Source organism: Agarivorans sp. 2_MG-2023 (assembly GCF_030548085.1).
Taxonomy (GTDB): Bacteria; Pseudomonadota; Gammaproteobacteria; order Enterobacterales; family Celerinatantimonadaceae; genus Agarivorans.
In genome coordinates this window covers 156515-179335 of record NZ_JAUORQ010000009.1, presented here as the reverse complement: position 1 = coordinate 179335, position 22821 = coordinate 156515, and the positions used below count along the sequence as shown (strand labels likewise).

21 protein-coding genes are annotated in these 22821 nt (G+C 43.6%); 13 read left to right on the top strand and 8 right to left on the bottom strand.

The window, feature by feature from the left end:
* Positions 1-44: 44 nt before the first annotated feature.
* The gene (locus Q4549_RS15010) at positions 45-311 is read left to right on the top strand and encodes a hypothetical protein (protein WP_303552914.1); all 267 of its coding nucleotides are present in this window, start codon (positions 45-47) and stop codon (positions 309-311) included.
* 77 nt (positions 312-388) lie between these two features.
* Here Q4549_RS15010 and Q4549_RS15005 read toward each other — a convergent pair whose 3' ends face one another.
* On the bottom strand, positions 389-1399 hold the full coding sequence (locus Q4549_RS15005; protein ID WP_137671487.1) for a 2-hydroxyacid dehydrogenase: 1011 nt from the start codon (positions 1397-1399) through the stop codon (positions 389-391).
* Between the two features lie 92 nt (positions 1400-1491).
* Here Q4549_RS15005 and Q4549_RS15000 point away from each other — a divergent pair, with 92 nt between their 5' ends.
* The 5 genes from Q4549_RS15000 (at position 1492) to Q4549_RS14980 (ending at position 7051) form a co-directional block, all read left to right on the top strand.
* Complete coding sequence (locus Q4549_RS15000; RefSeq protein WP_137671486.1) at positions 1492-1908, top strand: CidA/LrgA family protein; 417 nt, start codon at positions 1492-1494, stop codon at positions 1906-1908.
* Positions 1908-2585 (top strand): LrgB family protein, encoded by a 678-nt coding sequence (locus Q4549_RS14995; RefSeq protein ID WP_303552915.1) that lies wholly within the window; start codon positions 1908-1910, stop codon positions 2583-2585. The genes Q4549_RS15000 and Q4549_RS14995 overlap by 1 nt, the downstream gene beginning before the upstream one ends.
* Positions 2586-2947: 362 nt before the next feature.
* Positions 2948-4543, top strand: coding sequence for a BCCT family transporter (locus Q4549_RS14990; RefSeq protein ID WP_303552916.1), 1596 nt, complete (start codon positions 2948-2950; stop codon positions 4541-4543).
* A 710-nt stretch (positions 4544-5253) separates the two neighbouring features.
* Positions 5254-5694, top strand: a complete 441-nt coding sequence (locus tag Q4549_RS14985) for a hypothetical protein (RefSeq protein WP_303552918.1) — start codon at positions 5254-5256, stop codon at positions 5692-5694.
* Between the two features lie 268 nt (positions 5695-5962).
* Positions 5963-7051, top strand: a complete 1089-nt coding sequence (locus Q4549_RS14980) for a hypothetical protein (RefSeq protein ID WP_303552919.1) — start codon at positions 5963-5965, stop codon at positions 7049-7051.
* Between the two features lie 227 nt (positions 7052-7278).
* Here the strand turns inward: Q4549_RS14980 and Q4549_RS14975 are convergent, their stop codons facing one another.
* The 3 genes from Q4549_RS14975 to rdgC all read right to left on the bottom strand — a co-directional run bounded on the left by Q4549_RS14975 (position 7279) and on the right by rdgC (position 10009).
* On the bottom strand, positions 7279-7551 hold the full coding sequence (locus Q4549_RS14975; protein ID WP_303552920.1) for a YfhL family 4Fe-4S dicluster ferredoxin: 273 nt from the start codon (positions 7549-7551) through the stop codon (positions 7279-7281).
* A 3-nt stretch (positions 7552-7554) separates the two neighbouring features.
* Complete coding sequence (gene yegQ / locus Q4549_RS14970; RefSeq protein WP_303514116.1) at positions 7555-8922, bottom strand: tRNA 5-hydroxyuridine modification protein YegQ; 1368 nt, start codon at positions 8920-8922, stop codon at positions 7555-7557.
* A gap of 178 nt (positions 8923-9100) precedes the next feature.
* Complete coding sequence (gene rdgC, locus Q4549_RS14965) at positions 9101-10009, bottom strand: recombination-associated protein RdgC (RefSeq protein ID WP_137671476.1); 909 nt, start codon at positions 10007-10009, stop codon at positions 9101-9103.
* Positions 10010-10353: 344 nt separating this feature from the next.
* Here rdgC and Q4549_RS14960 point away from each other — a divergent pair, with 344 nt between their 5' ends.
* Entirely contained in the window at positions 10354-10773 is a 420-nt protein-coding gene (locus Q4549_RS14960) for a gamma-glutamylcyclotransferase (protein ID WP_303514122.1), read from the top strand.
* 106 nt (positions 10774-10879) lie between these two features.
* Entirely contained in the window at positions 10880-11158 is a 279-nt protein-coding gene (locus Q4549_RS14955) for a putative quinol monooxygenase (RefSeq protein WP_303552921.1), read from the top strand.
* A 97-nt stretch (positions 11159-11255) separates the two neighbouring features.
* On the opposite strand, the gene Q4549_RS14950 is transcribed toward Q4549_RS14955, so the two are convergent.
* Together Q4549_RS14950 and Q4549_RS14945 are read right to left on the bottom strand one after the other, a co-directional pair.
* Positions 11256-13622 (bottom strand): carbohydrate binding domain-containing protein, encoded by a 2367-nt coding sequence (locus Q4549_RS14950; RefSeq protein ID WP_303552922.1) that lies wholly within the window; start codon positions 13620-13622, stop codon positions 11256-11258.
* A 69-nt stretch (positions 13623-13691) separates the two neighbouring features.
* Positions 13692-14411 carry a hypothetical protein gene (locus Q4549_RS14945; protein ID WP_303552923.1) on the bottom strand — a complete coding sequence of 240 codons (720 nt, stop codon included), beginning with the start codon at positions 14409-14411 and terminating at the stop codon, positions 13692-13694.
* A gap of 590 nt (positions 14412-15001) precedes the next feature.
* Between Q4549_RS14945 and Q4549_RS14940 the strand changes: the two genes are divergently transcribed.
* Together Q4549_RS14940 and Q4549_RS14935 are read left to right on the top strand one after the other, a co-directional pair.
* Entirely contained in the window at positions 15002-15328 is a 327-nt protein-coding gene (locus Q4549_RS14940) for a hypothetical protein (RefSeq protein WP_137671471.1), read from the top strand.
* Positions 15329-15555: 227 nt separating this feature from the next.
* On the top strand, positions 15556-16044 hold the full coding sequence (locus tag Q4549_RS14935; protein WP_137671470.1) for a GNAT family N-acetyltransferase: 489 nt from the start codon (positions 15556-15558) through the stop codon (positions 16042-16044).
* 21 nt (positions 16045-16065) lie between these two features.
* Here the strand turns inward: Q4549_RS14935 and galU are convergent, their stop codons facing one another.
* Positions 16066-16890, bottom strand: coding sequence for a UTP--glucose-1-phosphate uridylyltransferase GalU (gene galU / locus Q4549_RS14930; protein ID WP_303553020.1), 825 nt, complete (start codon positions 16888-16890; stop codon positions 16066-16068).
* Between the two features lie 420 nt (positions 16891-17310).
* Between galU and Q4549_RS14925 the strand changes: the two genes are divergently transcribed.
* Positions 17311-19029 (top strand): sugar phosphorylase, encoded by a 1719-nt coding sequence (locus tag Q4549_RS14925; RefSeq protein ID WP_303552924.1) that lies wholly within the window; start codon positions 17311-17313, stop codon positions 19027-19029.
* Positions 19030-19090: 61 nt separating this feature from the next.
* Here Q4549_RS14925 and Q4549_RS14920 read toward each other — a convergent pair whose 3' ends face one another.
* A complete protein-coding gene (locus Q4549_RS14920) occupies positions 19091-21214 on the bottom strand; it encodes a methyl-accepting chemotaxis protein (protein WP_303552925.1) in 2124 nt (707 codons plus the stop codon).
* A gap of 317 nt (positions 21215-21531) precedes the next feature.
* Here Q4549_RS14920 and Q4549_RS14915 point away from each other — a divergent pair, with 317 nt between their 5' ends.
* Together Q4549_RS14915 and Q4549_RS14910 are read left to right on the top strand one after the other, a co-directional pair.
* Positions 21532-21816 (top strand): SemiSWEET transporter, encoded by a 285-nt coding sequence (locus tag Q4549_RS14915; RefSeq protein ID WP_303514144.1) that lies wholly within the window; start codon positions 21532-21534, stop codon positions 21814-21816.
* 119 nt (positions 21817-21935) lie between these two features.
* On the top strand, positions 21936-22793 hold the full coding sequence (locus Q4549_RS14910; RefSeq protein ID WP_303552926.1) for a hypothetical protein: 858 nt from the start codon (positions 21936-21938) through the stop codon (positions 22791-22793).
* Positions 22794-22821: the final 28 nt, after the last annotated feature.

Here is a 22821-nt window from a genome sequence, read left to right as displayed (position 1 = left end):
GTTGCTAAAGTAGCACTGCTTTTATTTGATAAATAGGGATTTTAATGAAACAAGCAGTACTATTAATCATCGGTGTATTGGCACTAAGCGGATGCAATTCTCAAGCGACTCCCACTGGCAAAGCCTGTATGGGATCGCGAGGCGGCTCATTGGTAGAGGGCTTAGAAAATCAGTGTAAAGCCGGCGATGCCATTGCCACTAAAGAGCCAACTTATTATTGTGATTTTAATTATGCGATTGCCTACAACGGCTATAATTCGGCCATGTGTATTTATAGCGGCAAGCGCAAAGATGAGCGCACAGCAGGTTAGCCATTACTTGCTTCTCTAATAACTAAAAAGGCAGCACTTATTGTGCTGCCTTTTGTTTTTCAGTTTGTTTCGTCGCGTTAGCTGTTATCTATCACTTCAGCGGTGACTTCATTTCCGCTACGTTGGCCTTCGCTAAATGCTTTTACGTTAAGCAAAGTTGTGTCGGCAATGCTCTGCAAGGCTTCTTGGGTTAAGAAGGCTTGGTGGCCAGTAAAGATAACGTTATGACAAGCCGACAAACGGCGGAATACGTCATCAAGGATTACTTCAGCTGACAAATCTTCAAAGAACAGCTCTTTTTCATGCTCGTATACATCTAAAGCTAAGCCGCCTAAGGTGCCATCTTTTAGCGCTTCAATACAGGCAGTAGAATCCACTAACTTGCCGCGACTCGTGTTAATAAGCAGGGTGCCTTTTTGCATTTGGCTAAAGGCAGACTTACCAATTAAATAGGTATTTTCGGCAGTAAGCGGGCAGTGCAAGCTAATGATTTGTGATTGTGCCAAAAGCTCTGCCATGGTCACGTATTCAATACCCAAATCAATTGCTGCTTGGTTTGGATAAGGGTCAAAGGCGATAACTTTACAGCCAAAGCCTTTTAAAATACGCGCAGTAGCCAAGCCAATTTTGCCGGTACCTATTACCCCAGCGGTTTTACCGAAGATGTTCATGCCGGTTAACCCTTCTAACGAGAAGTTGGCATCGCGGGTACGTTGGTAGGCTTTGTGAATACGGCGGTTTAGCGTCATCATTAATGCGATGGCGTGTTCGGCCACCGCTTCTGGCGAGTAGGCTGGTACTCGAGAAACGGTAATGCCTAGCTGCTCTGCTTTGGCCAAATCAACATTATTAAAACCGGCACAACGTAGCAATACCAGTTTAATGCCGTGATTGTGCAGCTCTTCTAAAGTTGCTGCCGACAGGTCATCGTTTACAAAGGCACATACTGCATCTGCGCCATGCGCTAAACGCGCCGTTTTAGCAGATAAGGCGATGTCGAAATATTCTATGCTAATGGCTGAAGAAGTATTTTGGGCATCAAAATGGTCACGGTCGTAGCGCTTAGCGCTGAAAAAACTGATCTTCATAGCGGCTCCTAAAACAATAGTAGCTAACGATAGCTTGTTTTGTAATTTTATTACATAATAGCGTCATTGAATAACAAAAGTCGACAGAAGTTATGAGAAAGTTTCAGAAATCAGCTGTTCTAGAAATTGCCTCCGGCCTATTGGTTATTTATGCCGCTTTATGGCTTGGTCGTTGGCTGGGCGAACTTAGCGGAAACCTTCTCCCTGCAAGCATTATGGGTATGTTGCTGCTTACCACAGCTTTGCAACTCCGCTGGGTAAAGCTGGCTTGGGTAGAGCGTACCGCAAATCAATTTGTGCGCTGGATGTCCCTGTTGTTTGTGCCTATTAGCATCGGCTTAGTGGAGCACATTGAAACTTTATTACAGGCGCTGCCGGCTATGTTGGTCACCTGTGCCTTCGCTACCTTAATATTGTTAGTGGTAATTGGTAAGCTTTACCAGCATTGGGAGCTAAAAAGCGACTCAAATAATACCCAGCAATCAGCGGTAAATGAGGATGCTAAATAATGATTAACTTCCTCTATCTTCCACTCACTATTGCCTTATTTATTGCCGCTAAGCATTTTCAGCAGCGCTTTTCTGTTACCTGGCTTAATCCGGTTCTTATTACCCTAACTATTTTGGTGATTGCCTTACTAGCCTTAGATATCCCTTTTGCCGACTATAACCAATACAGTGGTTGGCTTAGTAAGCTATTAGAGCCAGCAGTGGTGGCCTTAGGTGTGCCTCTTTACAAGCAGCTTTATGAGATAAAGTCAGAGTTACCACGCATTGCGATAACCATACTGGTGGCGGCTGCTGTCGCTATTAGCTCAACGGTAGCAATGGCGTTAATGGTAGGTGCTTCGCCGGAAATAGCCGCCTCACTAGCACCCAAGTCGGTTACCACACCAATTGCGGTGCTCATTAGTGAGCAAGTGGCGGGTGAGCCAGCATTAACCGCCATTGCTGTTCTGATTACCGGCTTGGTGGGGGCGGTGGTTGGTATTCCAGTATTAAAACTATGTGGGGTACATTCAAGTAAAGCGCAGGGCATTGCTATGGGTACTGCCTGCCATGCTTTAGGCACCGCACGTATTGCTGAAGAAGGCCACCAACATGGCGCATACAGCGCGTTAGCTTTGGTATTAAGCGCGACATTTAGCGCCTTACTTTGTCCGCTAATTGTGCCGCTGTTTGCTTAAATTAACCTTAATAACAGCCCGATGCCTTTAGATTTTTTTGGACAAAAGCCTGTTGGCCCAAGCGATTGGTGCAACAGGCCTTTGGACATCAATGAGTCCATCTAAAATCTCAGAGATTTACTGCTTAACATCGTCAATTTAAGTACGACAATACTTGCCATGAACACTGTTCTAGGTCACCTCTTAGGTTTCGCGTTTATGCTAGGGTTGTCGGCTTGCGTTTAGAGTTTAAGTTCTGAACACGAATCACGCCGTAAGGTTGTTGTTTTTAGCCCTATTTATGAGGGTTAGAAACCTAATTATTACCAATCAACAGGGGGCGGTCTTCTTATTCCTTTACTAGAATAAGTAAACTTTTCGTTATGCAATTTAAATCTCAAAAATACAGTATAAACTCAACTGACTATGAAGTTGGTCAAGACAACATAAGCAAGTGGGGTATGGATGTACATAACTCCGTTTTCATTGCTTCAGCGGGTTTATCAATTCTATTTATTGTCGCTCTTCTTATCCTTTCGCCCGCCGAAGCAAAGGCCGCTATTGATACCGTTAAAGCTGCAGCTTTATCCAAATTCGATTTTGTTTTCATGTGGAGCGCAAACATCATATTGATTTTTGCTATTGGTATCGCTTTTTCCCCATTAGGGAAAATTCGATTAGGTGGTGATAATGCCAAAACTGACTATTCCACGGTTTCGTGGATCGCCATGTTGTTTGCAGCAGGCATGGGAATTGGGCTTATATTTTGGGGAGTTGCCGAGCCAACAGCCTTCTACACCAATTGGTTTGGTACACCCTTAGATGTCGCGCCATTTACACCAGAAGGTCGTGAACTAGCGCTCGGCGCATCCCTTTTCCACTGGGGATTTCATGCTTGGGCAATATACGGAATGACAGCCTTATGTCTAGCATATTTTGTGTATAACAAAGGCCTGCCACTTTCAATTCGCTCCATTTTTTACCCACTACTAGGCGACAAAGTATGGGGAAGAATTGGTGACCTTATTGATGTTATGGCGGTATTGGTTGTTTTATTTGGCCTTGCTACCTCACTTGGTCTAGGTGGCTCGCAAGCAGCAAGTGGAATCAGCCATGTATTTGGTGTTGATAACAGCCTTTTCCTTCAAATAGCCATTATTCTATCAATTATGGGGCTAGCCATTGTCTCCATCATTAGAGGCATGGACGGCGGCGTAAAACTGTTGAGCAACATCAACATGATTATTGCTTTTGTATTCCTTGGTGTTCTTGGCCTTCTAAATTTCACCACTGTCTTCGACTCATTAATGACAGGCCTTGTCGGGTATGTGAAAAACATCATTCCCCTAAGTCAAAACTCTGGTCGTGACGATACTACGTGGCTACATGGCTGGACCGTATTTTACTGGGCTTGGTGGATAGCTTATGCGCCATTGTTCGGTATGTTTGTTGCGCGAATTTCAAAAGGGCGAACAGTTCGCGAATTCTTAGTTTGTGTATTGTGTATTCCTACCGCAGTAACAACTGCTTGGATGTCCTTTTTTGGCGGTATCGCTATTCAACAAATCATAGATAAAATTGGGCTGCTAGGTGCTGATCAAGGTATTGCCGATGTCTCATTAAGTTTGTTCTACATGCTCGATGCTTACCCAATGGGCAATATGTTATCAATCATTGCTATCGCACTGATCATCGTATTCTTTGTTACTACTCTAGATTCTGGCTCTATCGTAGTTGATAGCATGACAGCTGGAGGCAAGCTGGAATTGCCAATTATACAGAAGGTTTTTTGGGCGGTTATCTCTGCTCTTATTGCTATGTTGATGTTGTGGATCGGTGGTACCGACTCCGTTCAGGCGCTGCAGTCAATCACCATCATCGCCGCGCTACCTTTTGCGGTTATCTTGGTAATAGGCTGTATCAGTTTATTGAAAGGCCTATATTCAGAGGTCGAGCAACCTCTACTAGCCCGAGATTAAGAGCGCTTAACATTCTAGAAGGGGGATATCTCGGTAAGTTAGAGATATCCCTCATATAGAACTGCTTACCACTGTTCGTGTCAGCGCGTTAGCCTTGGTATTAAGCGCGACATTTAGCGCCTTACTTTGTCCGTTAATTGTGCCGCTGTTTGCTTGATGGCTTAAACTTGTTTTTGGACAGAAATGAGATAGGTCTCGGATGTCCAACAGCTTCTCTAAAATAGTAATGATCAGACTTTATTGTCTGCTGACAGAAGGAATTAAAAGTGAGATCTGAACAAAAGAGCATCCTTACGGGCAAACTCTTGTGTAATTGTATCAAGCACTACGAGCATTCTTTATTGTTCCTGCACAGTTGTAATGGAGCCTTGACTACAAAGACACATGCGAAGTTTTGGTATTAAGGCTAAGCAGGTTAGCCCAATCGTTAACCATCGCGGTAGAAGGGCCCCTTTTTTTATTAATGGTTATGAAATGTTGGAAGGTATCAAACCATATACGCAGGATTTGCAGGTGGAGATGCTCAGTAAATTAGAGGGAAGTGTGGTCAATGTTATTGATAAAGCAGGTTAATATAGTCTTTCTATTTGACAGCTAAGGATTAAAAGTACGGTAAGAGTTGAATATAATTATATGTGTACGGATAACATGCCCTCTAGGTTAAAAGGGCTGTCAGTAAATGTGAAAGATACATATGGGGTTCCGAGACGGTGCTAGTTAGGATTTCTGCTCCAAACGCGAAAGATGAGCATTATTTAGTCGATGTGAGTCAGCTAAGAGAAATAGTGGATGAAGAGGATTTAGCCTGCAGAGAGTCTGCCATTATTAACGATGCTTATCATCAACACTGGTTCTCTGAGGGGGAGGATCCGGTAAAGGAATTTGCTTTGCCGGTTATATACTTGAGACATGGTATCGCCAAGTTTATTAATGGTAGGCACAGAACTCTAGTGTTGAGTAAGCACCTAAACGCGATCCCCATGGCCATCGCCGCGCTTCAAACTGCGCCGTTTGTGAGTAAAGCGGAGTTTGCACTAAACTGTGAAACACTCAGTCGCTTAGTGATAAGAAAAATTAAGTCAGATGAAGTATTCACTTTCCCTGAACTGCCTGTTGAATACCTTGGTTTTGATTTGAACCTTGGTAAGTAATTAATATTTAGACGCGATATTGCCTCCCTCTTTCACATAGATATTTTATGTACATATTATCCACCCTCAACGAGAAAATACAATGAATCGCTTTTGGTTCATTCGTAACAGCATCTTGATGATTAATTCACCTTTTCGCGACTGAGCTCAATAAAAACTCTAAATTACAGAGGGTTGTTGAGTGTTTGAAAATTTAATCGTGTGTACAATGCTTAATATAAGAATCGTGTGGAAAGACTACAGGGAGTAGTCTTAATAAGGACGTTGAATGGAAGACAACAATGCAGCAAGCGCTAAGAAAAAAGCAAAAATAAATGTCATTCTTGAATATCCTCTTGCCTCTGTGCTCTCTGTATTGTATCTAGGCTTTTCGGTGGTTGGGTACATATATGGAGAGTTTCTATTTAGAGATTTCAATGTCCGCATTGTCAATTATTTAGAGCCCTATGACTACTTTACCTTGTTTCTCAAAGCCCCAATAAACAACATTACCACCAGCTGCATCAACCTCATTATCCTAATACTGTTTGCAAAAATTTTAGACGTTCTTATTGAGACTGACTTGGAGCTTTCTAAGAATAAAACGGAGCAACTCCTTAAAAGGTTGGAAGGAGGAGTCACGGAATTTTATAAAGACCGAGGATTTCCCGTTGAGCTGTTGATGGTGATGAGCATACTTTTGATGATTGCCACATTACTGGATCTGCACCTTGAAACTATGACCTCACTGGCATTGTTTATTGTACCAGAGCATTTGTTGTCCCAAACCATGGGCCTTCCACACTACTATAGTTCCAATACCATTTTTTTATCTGTTCAAGTAGGTGGCATGTTTGTTATGGCACTATTAAAGCTCAGGAGGAAATTACGCTTATATAACATGTTGCGAGATAGTGCACTTAGGTACTATGGGCTGCCTGCTCGAAAAAGAAAAGCCGCAGCACTTTGGAAACGTATTTTGATCCTTGGTTCGATTGCAATTTTTTTATTTTTATTTAGCACTAGATCTCTTTGGCCATTTTTCTTACATCCTAATGGCAATTACGACAATATTGATAAAGTCATTTCTTCCGGTCAAACGACGCTGAGTTATCTTGAGAAAAAAGATACTGTGTATGGCCAAGCTTACAGAAAATACTATAATGGGACAAAGAGTGATTACTTTGATCACCTATACCCTCCAGTAAAGCTGCACATGAATATCATCAACGCCAAGAATAACCCTGACTGGCTCAACAGCGACACTCAAATGAGGCTGTTGTATGGTTCATCAAAGTACTATTTTTTGTTAGAACAGGAAAAGCAGCGGGTACATATCGTTCCCAACGCATTAGTAATAAGTCTGACGCTACTATAAAGGTCTGCAGGACCTAGTGATGTATCTTAACTTGCACAAGCGGGTAGAAGTAAGGCTGGTAAGGCCTGAGAACACCCGACACTTTTTATGATAAAAATGTAACTAACCTTAATCTAAACACGTTTTGGGGCAGAAACGTGTATGTGGGTCTATTGTCTGCTAAATGATAAACAAAAGCCGCAGTTTGTTACTGTGGCTTTTTAGTTTTAGCTTGGAGGTATACGGCGCTAAGCAGAGCCTTTGGCAATCAATAAGTCACCATGTAGAGCAACAAACTTATCGTAAAGCTGCTCTTCGCTTTCTTTATGCGCCGGGTCTACCGCGATGCAATCAATTGGGCATACATCAATGCAAGTAGGGCGCTCGTAGTGGCCTTTACATTCGGTGCAGCGTTCTGGGTCGATAACCGTAATAATGCCATCGTAAGAAATAGCTTGGTTAGGACATTCTGGCTCGCACATGTCGCAGTTGATGCACTTTTTGCTAATTAGCAGGGCCATTGCTTAAGCCTTCACTTCGCCAGCTTGATGCGGGTTACGGGTATCTTGTCCAGATTGTAAGTTACGCATAATTAGCGCGTGCTCTAAATCTACATTCTCTGGCACTGGTAAAAATACCGTGTGGCCACTGCCTTTGGCGTCGTCAATTAGCTCACCTTTTTTGTTTTCTAGGTGGTCTAATTTAAAGTTAAGGTTGCCTTGTGGCGTCATTAACTCAAGGGTGTCACCTAATAAGAACTTGTTCTTAACGGTGACTTCAGCAAGGCCAGCAGCGTTACGACCCGCCACTTCGCCCACAAACTGTTGAGTATCGCTAATCGAATAGCCATAGTCGTAGTTTTGGTATTCGTCGTGAGTATGACGGCGCAAGAAGCCTTCGGTGTAGCCACGGTGGGCAAGGTTTTCTAAGGTACCCATTAGGCTTGGGTCGAAAGGCTTGCCTGCAACTGCATCGTTAATCGCTTGGCGATAAACCTGAGCGGTACGGGCGCAGTAATAAAAAGACTTAGTACGGCCTTCAATTTTAAGCGAGTGCACACCCATTTTAGTCAAACGTTCTACGTGTTGTATCGCACGTAAATCTTTAGAGTTCATAATGTAGGTGCCGTGCTCGTCTTCAAAAGCGGGCATGTATTCGTTAGGGCGGCCTTGTTCTTGAAGCAAGAATACTTGGTCGCTAGGGGCGCCAGCGCCTAAAGTTGGCTCTACTATTTGTGGTTGGGCGGCAATAATATCGCCCACTTCGTTTTCTTTGGCTTCGTGTGCATTGTATTTCCAGCGGCAAGAGTTAGTACAGGTGCCTTGGTTAGGGTCGCGCTTGTTAATGTAGCCAGACAACAAACAGCGGCCAGAGTAGGCCATACATAAGGCGCCATGCACAAACACTTCAAGTTCCATTTCTGGCACTTGCATACGAATTTCTTCGATTTCGTCTAGCGATAACTCGCGCGACAAAATAACCCGTTCAACCCCTTGCTGGTGCCAAAACTTAACGGTTGCCCAGTTAATCGCGTTGGCTTGAACCGACAAGTGAATAGTTTGGTCTGGAAAGGCTTCTCGCACCATCATAATCATGCCTGGATCAGACATAATTAAGGCATCAGGCTTCATGGCAATAATTGGCTCAATGTCGCGCAGGTAAGTTTTTAACTTAGCGTTGTGCGGGGCAATGTTACTTACCATGTAGAGCTTTTTGTTTTGCGCGTGAGCTTCGTTGATCGCTAGCTGTAAATTCTCGGCATTAAATTCGTTATTACGAACACGCAAAGAGTAACGAGGCTGACCTGCGTAAACTGCGTCTGCACCGTAGGCAAAAGCGTAACGCATGTTTTTTAAGCTGCCAGCAGGTGACAGTAATTCTGGTGTAAACATCAAAGCTCCGGGTCTGAGTCGAATCATTGAGGAAGGCTGCGAGCAGCACAATAAGGGCGCGCATTTTACGCGGAGAGAACAGGGCTTGCAATGCTTTTGGCTAAAAAATCACCAACCAATTAATAAGTACTTGAAACTATGTTAATGGTTGGTGAATGAGGTAAGTAACTGTGGGGACTTAGCTGGTTAATTCGCCGCCTAAGGCTGCAATAAGATCAGGGATCATTTTAGTCAGCTCGCCACTGGTTAGGGCGAAATCGGCATCAAACCGAGCGGCAACATCACTTTTATCAATGTCTTCGTTTTGCTCAGTGATGGTATCGGTAAACTTAACGCCTTTAATGCTCATGTCTTCGCTAATTAAAAAGCGAATAGAATCAGCCCAAGTCAGCTCTAGTTTAGTCACGAATTTGTCGGCATCTAGGTGTACTTTGATTTCATCGCTGAATAAGTCTTGTTCTTTACAACGAATAATACCGCCGCCTTCTAGCGCGCTGCGCAGTTCGGCTTCTTCACCTAGTTCAAAGTTAGCTGGAATGGCTTTTTCGTTTAGCCAGTCAGTCATGGTCACATCTGCTTGGTTGGCTAATTTAATCGGGGTAACCGGCAAACTGCCTAAAGACTTACGCAATAATGAAATCACTTCCTCGGCTTTTTTGGCGCTACCTGCGTCAACAGCAATTAAGTTGTTATCTGGGCTTACCCAAGCGTAAGTTAGGCTAGTGCGAGAAAATGCGCGCGGTAATAGCGTCATCACAATTTCTTCTTTTAGTGCGTCTTTCTCTGCTTTTTTAAGCGGGCGTTGTTGCTCTTGCTCAATTAACTCAACTTTGTCGGCTAAGGTATCGCGAATCACCGATGCCGGTAGCATCTTTTCTTCTTTCTTGGCACATACCAAGTATTCGTTACCGATAACGTGAGTAAGGCTTTGGCCAAATTTGCCCATTGGCGTTACCCAACCAAATTTGCTGATGTCTTGGCTTCCGCAAGGGCTAAAGCTTAACTCGTCTAACGTAGCGTCTAGCTTTTCTGGTTCAAGTTCCAGTTCTTTGGTAATTCGGAACAGCATTAGATTTTTAAACCACATAACGGAATAGCTCTTTGATAAATTAGGGGCGCTATTCTACCAAAACTGATTGACTTGTCAGGCGGCAATGTTGGTTTTTTTGAGGCGCTGAATGTGGACTTAAAATTAATCTTGGGGCTTTAACAAGAGCGGTAAATCAAAAGCATGGCTTATTGTGCTTTCTTGTACGCCTTTAAAGATGCCGTAAATGTATATTTTCTAAATGTATTTTATCTTGAGAGAGCAGAGTAATCTACCTATTATCAATATATTAGCGCTAGGTTGCAGAGTGAATTAGTGAATAACTACGCCGTCGAATCTTGCCGCTATTGCTTAGTGCTAATTGAGTAAACAAAGGAGGTCATTTGCCTAAGGTATTTGTGTTTGGAACCTTGAAAGAAGGATTCCCTAACTATCGGTCGAATAGCGGCGTTCGATTTCGGGGTGAGTTTGAAACAATTGAACGTTACCCTTTGTATCTTGTGGGAGAGCGCTATTCACCTTGGTTAGTTTTGCAAAAAGGTTCAGGAAGTCGAATTTCAGGGCAGGTATTTCAAGTCTCTGATAAAGCACTCGCTGTAATGGATAAATTGGAACGTATTACCGAGCCAGATGGCTATAACAGGGTTGAGATGTGTGTTCGTTGTAAGGTTAGCAATAACCCGTTTGTTGTATATGCTTATGGTAAACCTAGAGAGCAGGTAAACCCTAAGGACGTTAAACGAGAACTAACGGGCGAGTACTCGGCTGAGGATGCTCAGCTTTACCGTCGCCGTTCTTCTTAGCGCTTGGTTTGGCATAGGGCAGAGTGAGTGAGGTTCTTTATACTTTGTCTAAGCGATAGTGCTGTCGCTAGCGATTAACCATTCTATGTTATTCAGGAGTAGCTGCTTGTCTACAGTCATTCTGCAAGGCTTTATCATAGTTAGCGACGCCAATCTTGAAACGGTAAAATGTGCGCTGATTCATCACAAACAACTCACCTTAGCCGAAGAAGGCTGTTTGGTGTTTAGGGTTGAGCCTGATGAGATTAATCCGAAGCAATTTAATGTGTATGAAGTGTTTATTAACCAAGCTGCATTTGACTGTCATCAAGCTAGGGTTAAAGCCTCATATTGGGGCGAGGTAACCAAAGATCTTGAAAGGCATTATCAGATAACCACAGCCTAAGCTAAAATTGAAAGCCTTATTTCCAGACTGCGCAAAGCACTGACTTATAAAAAAGGCCTCAAACAGAGGCCTTTTTTTGTTACTTAGTTTTTGCTTCTTACTGCTCGATCAATACCGCTTCATCTAGCATAAAAGAGCTTCCGCTAGCGGGACCAAAGAAGTGCAGGGCGGCTTCTTTTAGGGTGCCTGTATAATTAAGCGTAAACTGGCTGCTAAGTGGCGACCATGCCGTGGTGCCAGTTACTTGATCAAGGCGTACCCAGTGGTAACCGCTGCTATCTTGGTAGTAAAGGCGGGTTTCAATTTTATCTGAACCTGATGCCATGCGAACCCAAGCGTCTAATTGGTAGGCAGCGCCGTTTTTAAGTTTAGTGGTGATTAGCTGTTTAGGGCCGTGATACCACTCGGTTCGCTTGCTACTAGATAGCCCATAGTTACCTAAATAGGCAGTATCTGTAACGCGAGTAGTGGCCGAATATCCCGACTGCCAACTCGCAGCGTTGCCTGATTCAAAGCTACCATTACCTAATAGGTTGACAGGCTCTTGAGGCGGAATGTCTGCTCCTAAGCTGACTACCGACACTTGGTCTAAATAAAACTCGCGACCTGCTTCTGGGCCATAGAACATCAAATAAGCTGACTCGATGCTGGTGGAGCTAGACAAATCTAACTCTGCAACAAACTCGCTCCATTGCTCACCGTTCATCGCGCTTTTGCCAAGACTTATGAAGCGGAAGCCATTGTTATCGGTAATTGCTAAGGTAGCCTGAGCGGGTTGAGAGCCTGTGCCTAGCAGTTTAACCGAGCCTTTAATTTGATATTTTTGCCCCGGTGTTAGTTCCTTGCTTAAGTAAATAGCAGGACCCGCATAGTTTTTCGTTCGCCCATGCGAGCGTAAACTGTATTCGCCAGTTGCGCGGGCCATCGCCGATTCGCTCACTTGTGAATTGTACTGACCAAGCCAAGGTGCTAATCCTTGTTCAAAACTGGCATTACTTACCAAGTTGCCTTCAATCTCTGGCACTGGATTGATGGGATCGGCTTCTTCACCGCCATTAGGATTTTGGTTTACTAAGCTAACTTGGTCTAAGTAGAATTCACGGCCTACTTCTGGGCCATAGAACAATATATAAGCGCCTTTTAAGTTTGTGCTAGTGGTTAAATCAATAGTGCCTTCAAGCGTTACCCAACCGTCTGGATTAATCATTGTTGCGCCAATTGATTGAAAACGATGTCCGTTTTGGTCTTCTACCGACAGCGTGGCGTTTAGTTTTTGACTGCCTTCACCAAGCAGTTTTATCGCTGCTGAGTAATTGTATTTTTCACCCGCTTGTAATTTGTTGCTTAACTGAAACGCCGGGCCTGCATAGCTGTATTTACGATCGTATGAACGTAAGCTTTTCTCACCGGTAAAACGACGTACATCGTTAAGGGCTATCGCTGAATCATATTGACCAAACCACGGCGTTAAGCCTTCTTCAAAGCTAGCGTTAGTGATGATGTTGTCGTCGATAACCGGTACTGGGTTAATTGGATCTGGCACTATCGGTTCAACAGGATCTACGGGATCTACTGGGTCAACGGGGTCTACTGGATCTACAGGGTCAACAGGGTCTACCGGGTCAACAGGGTCTACCGGGTCAACGGGGTCTACCGGATCAACGGGGTCTACAGGATCGACAACCTTAGAAGGATAGAAGGCGGCCATTTGTGCAGAAATTTGGTTTACCGCTAAGGCTGAGTCTGCGCTGTTAGAGAAGGATGCGTCTACCCCGCAAGGTTGGTTCTTACAACTGGCAATGCGTGGATTAGAGAATACGTCTACCGATGGCGCATTATATAAGTGAGCGTAAGCCATAATAGTGGCAAAACTATAATCTACGCCGTGGCCCATGCCATATGGAAAAACCCCACCAGCGGTGTCTTGTTTGCGGTCGTGGGCTAGGCCCATATTGTGGCCAACCTCGTGAGCAAACGTTGCCCCACCGCAGTTAGAGCCTGAGATAGAGTACATGTAGTTTTTGAACCAATCGTTCATTTTCCCATTACTACCAGTACCAACATAACCTAAACCACAAATACCTCCCGTGGCCTTGGTTAGCATGGCCACTACATCAGCGCCATATTCGGCGCGCAGCTCTTTTACTTGGGCGTTATTTACTAAATTGTCTAAGGCTGTTCCATCTAACGCGGTAGCGTTTACGCCGGTAAATTTTTGTTGGTGTACTAAACGCATTCGAACACTCATGTTACTGGCTTCGTATGCTGAGTTGCTATATGCGACTATTTGGTTGATGTAGGTTTCTATTGCACCGCGGCGGTCAACTTCTGCTGCATCATCGTAAAGCACCATTACATCAATGGTATCTAGTGCCAGCGCTTGGTTAGCGCTAAGCGCAATAGTGCACGTTAATGCTGCACCTGAGAGTGATTTTAACCACGATGACTTAATTGTTTTTTTCATCTCATTTCCTTTGATTGGCCACTAAGCTCGCGGCATCCTTGCTGTGTAAGTAGGTTTTATTGTTGTTATTTAGATTTCTGGTGTTGGTTGCTGATGGTTATTTGGATTTGGCACGATGAAATCAGGTTTAGAAAAGTCTTGTAGATTGTGTAAGTCAGTCGCCGAGGCTATCCACCCGTCAGCGTTATTGCTCTCTATTACATATGACCCTTGCGGTGTGGTGACATTGCCAAAGGTGCCATGTTCGCCGTGGGTGAATACCACTGAATAACTATGTCCATCAAGGTCAAGTATCTTGCCAGTAATTGTTCGGTCACCGTTTTGGTGAAATTTTACTTGGGTACCTAACACTTCAAAGTGTTGATCTATTTGTGGAATATGCAGGTCAAATTGTTTGCCATCGGTAATAGATGTGAATGCTAATGAGTTGAGCTCAAAGTACGCTCGATTTACTCGAGGATCCTCAATGTCCTGATAATCACTGGGAACACCTTGTTCTGAACCGCGCCATAGTGTTAGGTCTGCGGTTTCGGTAATGGCAGAGGGTGGAACGAGGCTAGGCTCGGCGATGTTCTCCGGTAATTGAGGCTGCTGTAGCCTTGTTTGAGAAAGTGATGTCTCATTTGCGCTGGGTGGGGTTGGTTTGGGTTGAGTGACGGTTCCTGCTAAGGAATTGTCTGGGTGAAGATGATGGACTTGTCCTGGTTGGCGGGCGTTAGAGCTGATGTAATAAACACTGCCACAAACCACCGATAAAACAATATAATATGACAATTTGTTGAAGCCCATAAAAACACTCCTTGTGCTACTTAAATTTGGGTGAATCGATAGATGATTGCGATTATATATTTTTGCTGAAAAACGCTCAGAAGGTGACGTGTCGGTTAGTCACTTATATGCGTAAATCTAGAATAAAAAATCATGTTGCTTTCTCGTTTTTGTCAAATGTAAACCACCGTGATGGCTACATCATCAAAAGAGCAAAAACTCTACATCTTAACCACAATTCTATTTTTACAGTTGGTTATGAGTTAATTGAGCGAATAGTAAATAATATTAAGCCTATTTGCCAGAGACTTTTACAAAAAATATAGCATCTGCTGATGTTTTGTATTTATGCATTTTAAATCGGCTTTTAGGAAATATTGAAGCGTATCGCGCTAGCTACCTTGTAAAGTAGCGAGCTCGGTAAATAATTGTAGCTGGCGGCGATTATTTCTCTTATGTTTTGTTATTCACTTTAATGAATTATTTCTTAGGGCTATTTTTGTTGTGGCAGGTTTTGCAAAAATGCAGTGAATACCTAGGGCGGCTTGCTGGTTTGGCGTAAACTAAGTTGGTTAAGTGCATTATAAACCTCGTTGTTGTTGGAGATATTTATGAGAAAAATTGTTTTGGCGTTTGCCTCCTTGCTGTTTATATCAACGTCACATGCTGAATTAGCTAATTTGCCTTCGCAGTTAAGTATCGAAAACGTGAAAGAAGTTAAACAAGGCCTTTTGGTTGCCGTGTTACCTGCACCTAGCATCAATAGTTGTCCCGCAAGCCAAGGAGGTTTGTATTTACTCAGTGAGCATCCGCAGTTTGAAGAATACTCTTTATTGCTCACTCAATTGGCTGGTTCAGGTAAGAAAGTAAAACTGGAAGCCCAAACCCGTCAATATAATAGCTTTTGTGACATCTCCACTATTACCCCAGTACCGTAAGCCTTAACTGAAGCAGCATCACAGAGTCAAACTGTCATCTGGTTATGGCTTCTGTAAACCTGAAAACCAGTACGCGTAGATAGGTGTTAAGCGAATCATTTGTGATTTTGTTAACACCTTGTGATCTATGTCGGGCATGAGCAAGTAGAACACGATCTAATTCACACTGCGATTTTTCCTTATTACCCATAATGATTAATCTATGAACAGAAAGTGAAGCAAGTGCTTTGAACTCTTTTACTAACGCTGCGGGTTTAACACTCCGCAAAGCCGAGCAAAACGATTACGAAGAAATTGGCGATATTTGGCTTGCTGCCAGTTTGCGCGCACATGATTTTTTGCCTGGTAAATACTGGTGGGAGCGACAAGATGCGCTGCAGCGTTTGTACCAATTTAAATCTGAGGTTTGGGTTGCCGAAGTGGCAGGACAGGTTTGCGGCTTTTTAGCATTGATGGACGAAAAGCTCATCGCATTATTTGTGTCGCCAAGTTGGCAACGTAAAGGCATTGGCTCACAGCTATTAGAACTAGCCAAGAGTTTGCGTTCGCGCTTGGTACTGCATTTATTTGCCGATAACTCAGAAGCCTTTAGCTTTTACTTGCGCCATCGTTTCGAGGTAGTGTGGAAAAGGCCAGAGCGTTATACCGGATATACTCTGGTTCACATGGGTTTTAATTTACAACCGGCTTTGGTAGAACCAGTGCCAACGCCTTAACGCTGGCACTGATGTTAGCACTTACTTACCGTATAAGTTCTCGAAGCAGTAATTGGTGGCTTCAACAAAGCCTTCAACACTGCCGCAATCAAAACGTTTCCCTTTAAATTTATACGCCATTACACAACCATTTTGTGCCTGGGTTAACAGCGCATCGGTTAATTGAATTTCGCCATTTTTTCCTGGTTTGGTATCGCGAATTAAGCTAAAAATATCAGGAGTAAGAATATAGCGGCCAATTACCGCAAGGTTAGAGGGCTCTTCGCCTTTGGCGGGTTTTTCTACCATTGAAGTAACACGGAATAAATCGTCTCGTAAGGCTTCACCTTCAATGACCCCGTATTTATGAGCCTCTTCAAGGGGCACCTCCATTACCGCAATAATTGAGCAACGGAATTGTTCGTAGAGTTTGGTCATTTGGGCCAATACGCCACCGTCATCACCAAAACATAAATCGTCGGCTAACACTACGCCAAAAGGTTCTTGGCCAATCAGTGTTTCGCCACAAAGAACCGCATGGCCTAATCCCATCATTTTCTTTTGGCGAGTGTAGGTACAGTTAACATTGTCGACCAGATGGCGGATTTCTTTTAAATACTCTTCCTTGCTGGTGCCTGCAATTTCGTTCTCTAACTCATAACTAATGTCGAAGTGGTCGGCAATCGCGCGTTTACCTCGACCGGTAATAAAAGCCATGTCGCTCATATCTGCGTCAACCGCTTCTTCTACGCCGTATTGCACGAGTGGCTTGTTTACAATAGGAAGCATTTCTTTCGGCATAGACTTAGTGGCCGGTAAAAAGCGGGTACCATAGCCAGCTACGGGAAATAAACATTTCTTTATCATGGTCATTGGAACTCCTTGTAACCTTACATTCTTAATGAGTGCGGGTTTATTAACATCTACTGTTACCCAGCAAGAGCGATGCCAGCAAGCGGCCACTATAGGGCTAAGTGTTTGTTTTAATGATAAATGATAGATTTTCCTTTGATATCACTTAAGGGTTGCTCAGGTTGTGCTTGCACCTTGTTGGTGCGAAATAGATGAATGCATCATTAGCTTGCGTTAAAAGCGAGCATTGATGCCGGATGACCCGCTTTGCGGTTTAGAGATAAGTGTTGCTTTATGTGCAATCAATTTGATTAAAGGTCTTTTTATACAGTCACTTATGATTGTGCCGCGAATCGAGTTTGATTATTGATTGATTGGCACAGTAATTGGAAACGTTCTTAGATGAGAATCAAAAGCCATTATTGAGGACCCTACATGGATGAACTCGAGCAGCTGCTTACTAAAATCTACGGAACAGAACTAGACACAAACTTAGCCCAACAAATCTTGAGTAAAGTGGAGCGGGTTAAATCAAGCTTTCCTCGTTATCAAGCATGGTCTGAGCAAGACCTCATTCTCATTACTTATGGCGATAGCGTGCTCAGCAAGGGTTTAATGCCTTTGCAAAGCTTGCATCAATTTTTGCGGGAATATCTATCTGGTTTAATTAGCTCAGTACATATATTGCCATTTTTCCCATTTAGCTCAGACGATGGCTTTTCTGTCATCGACTACAAACAAGTGAATTACAACCTTGGTGACTGGAGTGATATTGCCACGCTTAACCAAGACTTTGAGCTTATGTTTGATTTGGTTATGAATCATTGCTCGCGCCAAAGCTTGTGGTTTAACGATTTTGTGAATGGGTCGGGTGAGGGCAAAGACTACTTTGTAGAGTCTGATCCGAAGCTAGATTACAGCGCGGTAACCCGCCCTAGAACTAGCCCTTTGATTGTTGATGTGTATACGCGTGAAGGTTTGAAACACGTTTGGGCGACCTTTAGTGACGACCAAATCGACCTAGACTTCTCTAATCCAAAAGTGATGTTAGCCTTTCTCGATATTTTTATTTACTACTTAGAACAAGGTGCGCGATTTGTACGCTTAGATGCGGTGGCCTTTGTATGGAAGATACTGGGTACCAACTGTATTCATTTACCGCAAACTCATGCAGTAGTGAAGTTGCTGCGCTGGGTTATGCAGCAGTTGGATCCCAACTTGGTATTGATTACCGAAACTAACGTGCCTCATCAGGAAAATATCAGTTATTTTGGCCAAGGTGACGAAGCGCATATGGTTTACCAGTTTGCACTGCCACCCCTATTATTACATGCCTTAAACCGTGGTAATGGGCACTACCTTACGGCTTGGGCGCGTGATTTAGTCGCGCTGCCTAAAGGTTGTAACTATTTTAACTTTGTTGCATCGCACGACGGCATTGGCGTGAGAGCGGTAGAGCAAATCATACCTAAGCACGAAATTACAGATTTAGCGGAATCGGTGCACAACTTCGGTGGTTTTGTGAGCATGAAGTCGAACGGCGACGGCACTCAAAATCCTTATGAACTGAATATTTCACTATTTGATGCCCTGCAAGGTACCCGTACTGGTTCAGACCAATGGCAAGTAGAGCGCTTTTTATGCAGCCAAAAACTGCTGTTGAGTTTGCAAGGCATACCGGGTGTGTATATTCATAGTTTAACCGCTACGGCTAACGACCATACCTTGGTTGAGCAAACTGGCCGCACTCGCTCGATTAACCGACATCGTTGGCAGCGTGAAGAGTTTGAAGCTTTGCTTGCTCAAGAGCACAGCTCGCAAGCCCAAGTATTTCAACGTTATCGAGACTTATTGGCCTTACGAAAAACCATTGGGGCATTTCATCCTGAATCGGCTCAGCGGGTTTATGACTGTGGCGATGCCCTGTTTGTATTGCAACGCGGTGACGCGCCAAGAGGTAACGAAACAGTTGCTAGGCAGTCACTCCTAGCGGTATTTAACTTAACAAAGTACCCGCAACAAGTAGAGCATCATGCGCAATTGCCTGAGGCTTATTTAGGTGAGTGTGAAGACTTGTTAGGCGATACCGTTATTGAGTTAGCCAGTTGCAAACTGAAACCCTATCAAGTGCTTTGGTTGGTGCCTAGCAGCTAAAAAGCCAACAGCCAAGAAGCTAAAATGCCTCCGGATTTGGAAGCATTTTAGAGTGTTCTCATTAAGCGGCTTTGGTGACCTCAAAACGCTCTACCAGTTGATGTAGGCGAATAATCGAGTTTTTAACCAAGGTCGTTCGGCGGGTAAGTTGTTGCGAAGACAGCTCAAGCGAAGAGGTGGTAACTTGAGCCTGCTCTGCGGTTTCGCTATGCCGCTCGCTGTTTCCGGCAATCAGGTTAATGGTGTTAAACATGCTTTCCACTGCGTGTTGCAGTTCTTCGCTACGTTGGCCGGAATCGAGTAGGGCAGAGCTTTGGTCAACATTTTTAACGCCTTGCTCCATGTAGTCCACTGCGGTCTCTGTTTGTGAACGCAGCTTACCCATGGTGTTACCAATGTGGTTGGCCGCTTCCGATGTTCTTGTTGCAAGGTGCCTTACTTCATCGGCGACCACCGAGAACCCTCTACCGTGTTCACCTGCGCGGGCTGCTTCAATGGCGGCGTTTAAGGCCAGTAGATTGGTTTGCTCTGTAATACCCGTAATCAGTTTAACTATGTCTTCAATCTGCTTCATTTCGTTGTTTACGTGGTTAACACTTTTGGCTGACGCCTCAACTATTCGTTTGATCTCTTGGGTATTTTCTACTGCATGTTGGTATTCAGTTTCGGCGCTTTCAACCATATTGCTCATTACTTGTTGAAGGTTTTCTGCCGATTGAGTGGCTTTGATAATTTCGCCTTGTTGGTGTTGAGCGAGATTAAGCAATGAATCGATAGAGTTTGATGTTTGCTGAGTGCAGTTATCTACCACTCCACAGCGGCGGAGCATTGAGCTACTTACTTGCTTTACTTCATTTGATGCATAGATAATACCGCCTACTACGCCTTCTAGATTATCAATAAAGCTATTGATCCAGCGGCCTAGGTCGCCGGTTTCATCGGGTCGAAACCTGCTGGCATCTAAGCGGCGTTTTAAATCGCCATCACCTTCGGCAATGGTTTGAATGACTCCACTCATTTTCTCTAAACGCTTAGCTAAAGGTGTAGCAACAATTTGCTTAAACCCTAGCCAGCTAAGGGCTGAAAACAGCAACAGTAAACCGGCCAGTTGATTCACGCTTAAGCTGAATTGATTGGCGATAACTAGCGGCGGCACAATGCTAAATAGAGAGCTAAGCAAGTATTTATTACTTAACTTGTGGCTGAGTGAGCGATGACGATAGACTTCTTCCAAATCGGCTTCACACATCATGCCCCACACATCGGGTGAACCGCGTAGTTGGAAGGTTATGCCTTTACCTACCACGGGGATATGGCGGTAATCAGAATAACCGGGGTAATCGATGAATACATTGCTGCCATTCTTGATGGTTTCACGCACACCGGGATGTAGGTCTTTCGTGGCGGGATCGGTAAAACGGATCTCAAACTCAGTGTGCTTAGCCACTTTTACTGTCCCCCAATCGGTACTTACGCCCGATTTAAGGTTTTCGCCGTGAGAAAAGGTGTTGTCTTCAAATCGGGAGCGCGATAAAGCGATGCCTGGCTTTATAGAGCGGTCGAAGTTTGCATCAACCATAAAGATGTAGTTATCGCCAGATTCGCTATAAATATGTCCGGCTTCACGTTGAATCAAGTCACCTAACACATCATTAGGTACTCGTCCGCATAAGCAACCGGAAATTTGGCCATTCACCTCTAGCGGTTGGTAAAACATTAAGGTGACTTGGTCATGAAATTTTGAGCTAGATGCGCCAGGAGCAAGTGTGCGTGGATCTTGATAAGGCCCGTGCAGAAATTGTTTTGCTATACCTTGCTCTAGGGCCTGTTTACTGGCGGCTATTTGTCCGGTGTGAGATTGGAAGCTGCTGGCGGTAACTTTACCTTGTAGGTCTACAATAAATAGCTCCGAAAAATCGTTGTTTCGGCTTAGCAGCTGAGACAATACTTCGGGCTGTTGTTCTAGTGGTTTGGTAGCTAAATAAAACATGGCATCTTGTAAGAAGTCCCATTGAGTATTTGCCCAACTATGCAGCAGTTTGACCCGCGTGCTAGAAATGCTCTCAAAGGTTTGCTTTAGCTGTTCTTTACGTTCTCTATTTAGCCAACATGCTTTACGCATGGCCAGTTTTCCGGTCTGTCCAAATATGGGCAACCAGTGTTTTTCTTGTGATGTTAAATGCATTGAGCCTAAGTCCATTTATATTATTTTTGCATGATTAAGCAAAAAATATGCCTTTGCATCCATTTGGGGCTCGCTAGTGGTGATAGCGGGGTTGATAGATTTTAATGTGATGTTTTAAATATACATTTCGAACTGTTTTGGTGCCTTTGTTCTATCGTGGTGCAACAAATGGAGCTTGGGTTAATGCTCGCACGCTAATTTATCAGTATGCAAAAACTAAAGAGTTTTAAGAGTGTGACGTGTATAGGCATTTATACTCGGCTGATTTAACAGTATTTTGATATATTGGTTTACCAATTTTATTGTGTGTACTTATTATGACCGCACTGACTGTTTTAGGCCTGATTGCTGCCGCTTGCACTACTTTTTCTTTCGTGCCGCAAGTATTGCAAATTATTAAAACCAAAAATGTTTCAGGTATTTCCTTGTCGATGTATAGCATTCTAACTACAGGTGTGGGTTTATGGATGTTGTACGGTTTCTTGATTCAAGATTTGGCTGTGTTCGTGGCTAATGTTATTACTTTCATTCTGGCTTCTTGGGTGCTTATTTTGACTATTATTCAACGTGTTAGAGCAACTAAAAACCAATCAAAGCGCTAGTCTGCTATTGCTTTCGCAATGCCGACGGTGAGGCTGACTACACTTAAAAGGTTTTAGGTCGTTTACCGTGGCGAGTGAGTTACAGGCTTTAAGCATGTAAATAGCATGAAGGGGAGTAAGTGAGAGCGTGGATAGCGAGTGTTTTAGTTTGTCTTAGCCTACACTCTATGGCTGAAACAGAAGTGAGCATTATTGGTGATATAGGTACTATCAGCAACTACCAACAGCTGTTGGAACTGAAAGGTGGTGACCCTGCAAAAATCACCGATTACCGTTCTGCTGTTTCTGATCGAGCAACAGTGAGCTTATTGTTGATGGTGCAAGCGCTGAGTTTAAGTTCGTTAGACCATTCATTAGTGTTTACCTATTCCCCTAACACAGGCCGTAGTCTTCGCGAAGTAAAAAAGGGAAGTGTGGCCGTTTATCAATCTGATATTTGGGAGAGTGAGTTTGATACAAGCACTTATAAGTCGCGGGCAGTTATTGCTAAAAATACTTTTGAGAAAGGCTTTTATGTAAAACAAGGTTCGGCCTTACTTGAGCAAGATCTAAAGATTGAGCAGCTTCTGGACTCGCAGGTTGCACTTGGTAAAACCTGGTATCAGGATATTGCGCAACTTGAGCAAATTGGTTTTACTAAAATTAAGAAGCTTAATCGTAATCAGTCATTGTTTGGTTTGTTGAGTAAAGAGCGAATTAGCATTGCCTTTCTAGAGTTTCCTAATAATTCTGAGTTAGCCATTTATGATCAATATGGCGTGTTTTTACCTATCCCCAACTACAAGGTTAGTTTTACTCAAAGCCGTCATTTTATGGTGTCGAAGCAACATCCTAGCGGCAAAAAGATTGCCGAAGCCATGGATCAAGGCTTAGACATTTTGTTTAGTATGGGTTTGGTACAAAAAGCCCTAGAGCAATCGGGAGTTGCACAAAAGCGGGTGGAAAATTGGCAAGCGCTTACTCAAACAAGAGAGTAGCGCTGCTTGTTGACAGCGCTATAAAAGA

What these genes read in the sequence shown, in the direction of transcription:
- Q4549_RS15010 (WP_303552914.1), top strand. Translation starts at nt 45, where the DNA reads ATGAAACAAGCAGTACTATTAATCATCGGTGTATTGGCACTAAGCGGA.
- Q4549_RS15005 (WP_137671487.1), bottom strand. Translation starts at nt 1,399, where the DNA reads ATGAAGATCAGTTTTTTCAGCGCTAAGCGCTACGACCGTGACCATTTT.
- Q4549_RS15000 (WP_137671486.1), top strand. Translation starts at nt 1,492, where the DNA reads ATGAGAAAGTTTCAGAAATCAGCTGTTCTAGAAATTGCCTCCGGCCTA.
- Q4549_RS14995 (WP_303552915.1), top strand. Translation starts at nt 1,908, where the DNA reads ATGATTAACTTCCTCTATCTTCCACTCACTATTGCCTTATTTATTGCC.
- Q4549_RS14990 (WP_303552916.1), top strand. Translation starts at nt 2,948, where the DNA reads ATGCAATTTAAATCTCAAAAATACAGTATAAACTCAACTGACTATGAA.
- Q4549_RS14980 (WP_303552919.1), top strand. Translation starts at nt 5,963, where the DNA reads ATGGAAGACAACAATGCAGCAAGCGCTAAGAAAAAAGCAAAAATAAAT.
- Q4549_RS14975 (WP_303552920.1), bottom strand. Translation starts at nt 7,551, where the DNA reads ATGGCCCTGCTAATTAGCAAAAAGTGCATCAACTGCGACATGTGCGAG.
- yegQ (WP_303514116.1), bottom strand. Translation starts at nt 8,922, where the DNA reads ATGTTTACACCAGAATTACTGTCACCTGCTGGCAGCTTAAAAAACATG.
- rdgC (WP_137671476.1), bottom strand. Translation starts at nt 10,009, where the DNA reads ATGTGGTTTAAAAATCTAATGCTGTTCCGAATTACCAAAGAACTGGAA.
- Q4549_RS14950 (WP_303552922.1), bottom strand. Translation starts at nt 13,622, where the DNA reads ATGAAAAAAACAATTAAGTCATCGTGGTTAAAATCACTCTCAGGTGCA.
- Q4549_RS14945 (WP_303552923.1), bottom strand. Translation starts at nt 14,411, where the DNA reads ATGGGCTTCAACAAATTGTCATATTATATTGTTTTATCGGTGGTTTGT.
- Q4549_RS14940 (WP_137671471.1), top strand. Translation starts at nt 15,002, where the DNA reads ATGAGAAAAATTGTTTTGGCGTTTGCCTCCTTGCTGTTTATATCAACG.
- galU (WP_303553020.1), bottom strand. Translation starts at nt 16,890, where the DNA reads ATGATAAAGAAATGTTTATTTCCCGTAGCTGGCTATGGTACCCGCTTT.
- Q4549_RS14925 (WP_303552924.1), top strand. Translation starts at nt 17,311, where the DNA reads ATGGATGAACTCGAGCAGCTGCTTACTAAAATCTACGGAACAGAACTA.
- Q4549_RS14920 (WP_303552925.1), bottom strand. Translation starts at nt 21,214, where the DNA reads ATGCATTTAACATCACAAGAAAAACACTGGTTGCCCATATTTGGACAG.
- Q4549_RS14915 (WP_303514144.1), top strand. Translation starts at nt 21,532, where the DNA reads ATGACCGCACTGACTGTTTTAGGCCTGATTGCTGCCGCTTGCACTACT.